This window comes from Actinomycetota bacterium (genome assembly GCA_035536535.1).
GTDB lineage: Bacteria > Actinomycetota > JAICYB01 > JAICYB01 > JAICYB01 > DATLNZ01.
Genome location: DATLNZ010000004.1, coordinates 1 through 5,393 on the forward strand (window position 1 = coordinate 1; position 5,393 = coordinate 5,393).

The 5,393-nt window shown below is 66.0% G+C and carries 6 protein-coding genes; 5 read left to right on the top strand and 1 reads right to left on the bottom strand.

Translation table 11 applies throughout. The features are described from left to right. Positions 1-396 (top strand): calcium-binding protein (locus VNE62_00205; protein HVE90712.1); only part of this gene is annotated, 396 nt, incomplete at its 5' end. 103 nt (positions 397-499) lie between these two features. On the opposite strand, the gene VNE62_00210 is transcribed toward VNE62_00205, so the two are convergent. Continuing rightward, the gene (locus VNE62_00210) at positions 500-1,300 is read right to left on the bottom strand and encodes a class I SAM-dependent methyltransferase (protein HVE90713.1); all 801 of its coding nucleotides are present in this window, start codon (positions 1,298-1,300) and stop codon (positions 500-502) included. A 163-nt stretch (positions 1,301-1,463) separates the two neighbouring features. Between VNE62_00210 and VNE62_00215 the strand changes: the two genes are divergently transcribed. From VNE62_00215 to VNE62_00230, 4 genes are all read left to right on the top strand, one after another. Next, complete coding sequence (locus VNE62_00215) at positions 1,464-2,507, top strand: GNAT family N-acetyltransferase (GenBank protein HVE90714.1); 1,044 nt, start codon at positions 1,464-1,466, stop codon at positions 2,505-2,507. Between the two features lie 66 nt (positions 2,508-2,573). Then, complete coding sequence (locus VNE62_00220) at positions 2,574-3,974, top strand: hypothetical protein (protein ID HVE90715.1); 1,401 nt, start codon at positions 2,574-2,576, stop codon at positions 3,972-3,974. A 156-nt stretch (positions 3,975-4,130) separates the two neighbouring features. Further along, positions 4,131-5,012: a hypothetical protein gene (locus tag VNE62_00225; protein ID HVE90716.1), complete on the top strand. Its 882-nt coding sequence runs from the start codon at positions 4,131-4,133 to the stop codon at positions 5,010-5,012. Between the two features lie 57 nt (positions 5,013-5,069). Further along, positions 5,070-5,393 (top strand): AAA family ATPase (locus tag VNE62_00230; GenBank protein ID HVE90717.1); only part of this gene is annotated, 324 nt, incomplete at its 3' end.

A 5,393-nucleotide genomic window follows, 5' to 3' on the forward strand; every position in this document is an offset into this window, starting at 1 on the left:
GAGGACGGGGGCAGGCCCAACGACGGCCGCGCGGACTTCGAAACTCCGTCCTGCGACCGGAACCTGGACGCAAGGGGTGCGCGTCGCGGGGTCTCCATCACGGGCACCCGCGGCAACGACGTCATCTGCGGGAGCCGCTTCGGTGACTCGATCAACGCCCGGTCCGGCAACGACGTCGTCTTCGGATTCGGCGGCAACGACGCGATCAACGGCAGCTACGGCAACGATGCGCTGCTCGGCGGCAGCGGCAACGACGCCATCCGGGGCTACTACGGAAACGACACACTGTTTGGCGAGTCGGGCAACGACGCCCTGGCCGGCAACCACGGCTTCGACCGGATCGACGGTGGCACGGGCCGCGACGCGTGTAGCGGCGAGCGCAGGGTTCGCTGTTAGAAACAGCACCTTCAAGCATCAGGGGCCCGCTCGAAAGAGCGGGCCCTTCACTTTCGGGTGGGCCGCTGAAGTCCCTCCTGGCCGGCCTTCACTGCGCAGGGTGTCATCCCAACCGCCGGGCGATGTGCAGCACCGAACCCCAGTGACGGCGGACCGTGCCGTCGGGACGATCCGCGAGCCTCGTCCGGATCTCGCCGTACAACCGTTCACGCTTCCACGGCTCCATCGCGATGTGGCCGGAGAATGTTTCGAGGAGTTCAATGTAGGAGTCGGCGTCGTAGGTGCGCTCCCAGTCAAACTGCCGGACACAAACCACTTCGAAGAGTCCGGTCGCGCCGATCTCTGAAGATATCTCCGGCAACTCGCCCGGTCGAGGCCACTGAGCCCCTGCAGGAAGACCTTCGCCTATGTCCTCATACACCTCTTGGATCTCGCGGAAGAAGGGGTCGCCACCGTCAGGGAATACATGGACCGCGTCCCAGACCGCCAGGTGTCCGTCCGGAGTCAATGCCTCCCACGCCCTCGCGTACCGCAGGCGCGGGTCTACCCACTGCCATGAGGTTGCGGCTACGACCAGGTCGAAACGCTCCTCCCCGCGCGGCTCCCAATCCTCGAACCGTCCCTGGAGTATCTCGACGTCAAGGCCGCTGAGGTTGCGCTTGGCGACAGCGGCCAAGCGTTGACCCGGCTCGATACATGTAACTCGCAGCCCTCGCCTGGCCAAGGGTAGGGTCGCCTTTCCGGTTGCGCATCCGACTTCGAGCACACGGCCCCCGGACTGCATCCCCGTGACTGACAGCAGCTCCTCGACGATCTCCTCCGGATAGTCCGGACGCGCCCGCTGATACAAGCTCGCCGCCTGATCGAATGTCGCGGACAGCCGCTCGCGGTCGTCAGTAGCCACGGGTCAGCCCGGCCATCGGCGTCAGCGTCAGGTATGAAGAGTCTCGGTGGACGTGAGGCTGCATGGGCTGATCGTTCCTCCTATCCAACTATGATCCGACCGGCAGACTCTCGACGGGTTGTCTGGGGAGTTGTGCCGCCTTCAGGAGCGCGTGGAGAGTTGGATGGTGGTGGAATCGTTTGATCTGGACGGGCTGTCGGATGAGGCGCTCAGTGAACTGCACAATTTCGATCAGGTCTTGCACGCAGAGTCGGCGCCGGACGATCCCCGAAGGCCGCTGGACGACTACCTCGCGGCGGTTCGCTCGATTCCGCGGTTCATTGAAAGCCATGTCCTGCTGGCGCGGGATGACGCCGGTGGTGTCGCGGGCAAGGCCGAGTGCGTGATCTTGCGGACGGGGGAAAACCCGCATCTCGCCCAACTGGACATGGCCGTGCGGCCGGACATGCGCAGGCGCGGGATCGGACGAGCCCTGCTGGAGTCCGCCGCGGACTTCGCCGCCGCAGACGGCCGCACCCTGCTGATCGGCGTGACGACCGACCGCGTGCCGGCGGGTGAGGAGTTCGCCAAGCGCGTGGGAGCCGAAGCGGCCAACAGGTCCCACGTCAACCGACTCGACCTGCCCACGATCGATCGAGCGCTCGTCGACGACTGGATTTCGACAGGCCCGGTCCGGGCCCCCGACTATTCGCTTCTTAGCGTGGTCGGGCCGCTGCCAGACGATCTCGTCGGCGAGGTCGCGTCCCTGCTCGATGTCATGAACGAGGCCCCAGGAGGGAACCTGAACCTGGAGGACCGCGCGACACCCGTGGCGCACCTCCGGGAGCAAGAGGAGCAGGTGGCGGCGACCGGCAGGATGTGGCGGTGGATCTTCGCCAGGCACAATCCGTCCGGTCGCCTGGTCGGTCTGACGGAGGCGACGTGGAGTCCTTCCAGTCCGGCCAGGGTCCAGCAGGGGAATACGGGCGTCGTCCGGGAGCACAGGGGCCATGCCCTCGGCAAGTGGATGAAGGCGGCGATGCTGCGGTGGATCCTCGAAGAACGCGATGAGTGCGTTGAATTTTTGACGAACAACGCGGACTCCAATGCGGCGATGGTGAGCATCAACACGCAGCTGGGCTTCCAGCACCACATTGCGCAGACGACGTGGCGCGTGAGCCTGTCATCGGTGCGGGCCTACTCCGGTTCCGCAGACCCCAAGAGCTGATGCCTGTGGGGCGCAAGTAAAGCCGTGTTAATGTTCGTGAACTCGTGGATCCCGGGAGGTAGCTGCATGCGTGTACAGGGTCGTGTCTTTTCGAGGGCGGGTCTTGCCGTCGCCCTGAGCGCATTGATAAGCGGCCTGATGGTCACGTCGGCCCCCATCGCGGGAGCCCAGGCACCAAACGATGGCCTGAGCATTGAGAAGCAGTGCAGCAATCCGGAAGGTGGGGACACCACCGCAGCCGGCTTGGAGTTCGGCTGCGTCATCACCGTCACGACCGAAACTCCTGGTGATCCGGACGGCGGGGACAACTTCAACAACGTAACCGTCACCGACCAGGTCTCGCCCGGGAGCGCCGTTGAGTTCGTCGAGGTGGTGACGTTCGCAGCCAACCCGGATGGCGACGAGGTCACCTGTGAAGTCACCAACGAGGAGAACGAAACCGTCGTCTGCGACCTCAACACGGAAACCGCCACGAATCCCGACCCCGGCGAGAACGAGACGGTCTTTGGCCTGATCTACCGGGTCCGCACCGACTTCAACTGTGCGGAGACCGAAGAGGACCCCGACGTCTTCACGAACACCGCAACCGTGGAGGGAACCGAGCAGTCTCCGGAGGCCGGTGAAAACGCTACGTCCACGGACACGGCCACCGGAACCATCAAGGTCGTGTGCCGGGCCGACCTCGCGCTGGACAAGGAGTGCGAGAACGCTACGGTCAACCGGGGCACCGGTCCCGAGGGGCGGATACGAGTCGCTCCAGGCGACCGAATCCGCTGCACCTTGACCGTAGAAAATTTCGGACCCTCGGGGGCCTTCGGCGTGGTCCTCACCGACAACATCCCGGAGAGTGCTGAGATCGATCCAGCCTCCATCCAGTCTGACCCTGAACCGCCGGAGGGCTTCGCCTGCACGGTTCAGGACAATCCGGACGAAGAGCTGCGGTGCGAGGACCCATTCGTAGACGTCGGAGACGTGAACACAGTCACCTATGAAGCGGTCGTCGGCGTCAACGGCGTGGGCCCCGGCCGCAGATTCAGTAACCAGGCGAACGTCACGTCGGATACGCCGGAACGTGCGGTTAACGAGCCCAACGACGACAGCGAGGACTTCGAGACGCCGCCGTGCGACCGGAACCTGGACGCAAGGGGTGCGCGTCGCGGGGTTTCCATCACTGGTACCCGCGGCAATGACGTCATCTGCGGGACCCGCTTCGGTGACTCCATCAACGCCCGGTCCGGCAACGACATCGTCTACGGCTTCGGCGGCAACGACGCGATCAACGGCAGCTACGGCAACGACGCGCTTCTCGGCGGCAGCGGCAACGACGCGATCCGCGGCCACTACGGCAACGACGAAATCTTTGGGGAGTCGGGCAACGACGCCCTGGCCGGCAACTCCGGCTTCGACCGGATCGACGGCGGCACGGGCCGCGACGCGTGCAGAGGCGAGCGCAAGGTTCGCTGCTAGAACCGATCCTCTAGTCAGGGAAAGGGGCCCGTCGGCGCGTGCGGGCCCCTTTTCTGTGCGGCTCGAGGCTCCGGCCGAGACGTAACCACCTTTGCGGTGGTCCCGCGGTGGTTGTGCCTTCTGGCCGGGCTGACGCCGGGGAACTACCTTTTGAAGATGGACACCCTGTGGCAGCCGGTGGCCCGGCAAGCTCTCTCGCCCGACGTGCTCCGATGCCTCGACGGCATTACCGTTCCCGTGGATTGCGGGGGCCGGACGCATCACGTCCGCTGGTCGTCGGGGCAGCTGTCCCTTCTGGATCACCAACTGACCGAGGAGCGCGCCCTGGTCGCCATGGGAGGAGAGCTCCCTCCATGCATGCAGATACTCGCGAGCTGGGGCGGGGACTGGACCGACGACGAGTTGATGGCCGTGCTCGGCACACCCGCCGCGGGTAAACCGCCATGGCTCCGAAGGTGGGGGAGCCCCTTCGCCTCCGGCCGCTCAGCGCGCCAGCTGCGGGCAAAGGCGCTCGGCCTGCAGGAAAGCTCCCGCGACGTCGACTCTGTTTCGTCCCGGATGGAGCGTGCGGACGCCCGGATGAGTGTGATCTCCCGGCTGCCTCCGCAACTCGGGGCGCTTCTGTGCCTGTCGGTGGCTTACGACCTCGGGCCCTGCCGGTGGAAGAGCAACACGTTCCGCCACACGGGTCCGGACTTCCAGGGCGGGTTCTACGAGGCCCTCAATGCCTCGCTGCGGGAGGGGGTCCAGGTGGCCGGCGTCGCGGAGGGGGGCCGGGAGGCGGTGTGCGGCTTCGTGGCAGTCGGCGACGTGCCCCCTGGGGCCCTGGGGTTCGCGGTCGACGGAGCCGCCGTCCTCGCCGCCTTCGTCCACAGGTCCTGGCCGACTCGCGTCCTGCACAAGGGCAGGACCCTGATGAACGGTTCAGCGGTGTTGCACGTTGAGTCAACGGAGGGCGGCAGGGAGATCGCGACAGTGGTGAATTGGGTTCGGCGCGGGGACGTCACGGTTCCAGTTACGTCCCGGCTCCCGATCTGACCGTCCGCGGGCGCAGTGCCGTGCCAGAACCCCAAGGGGAACCGAGGCGGAGGAGAAGTGGGGGAAGCGGGTGGACCATTTCGCGCTCCCGACCTGCTGATCATCGTGGGTCCGCCCGCCGTGGGCAAGATGTCGGTGGGCCGGGAAATTGCGCGCCGCACCGGCTACCGGCTGTTCCACAACCACATGTCGATCGAGCCCGTCCTGCAGCTCTTCGATTACGGACACCCGTCGTTCGGTCGGCTGGTGGAGGGCTTCCGACGAGCCGTGTTTGAGGAGGTGGCACAAAGCGACCTCCCGGGCCTGATCTTCACCTTCGTTTGGGCCTTCAACCTGCCGTCGGAGGCCGACGCGCTGGAGGAGCGCACGCGTCCGTTCCGT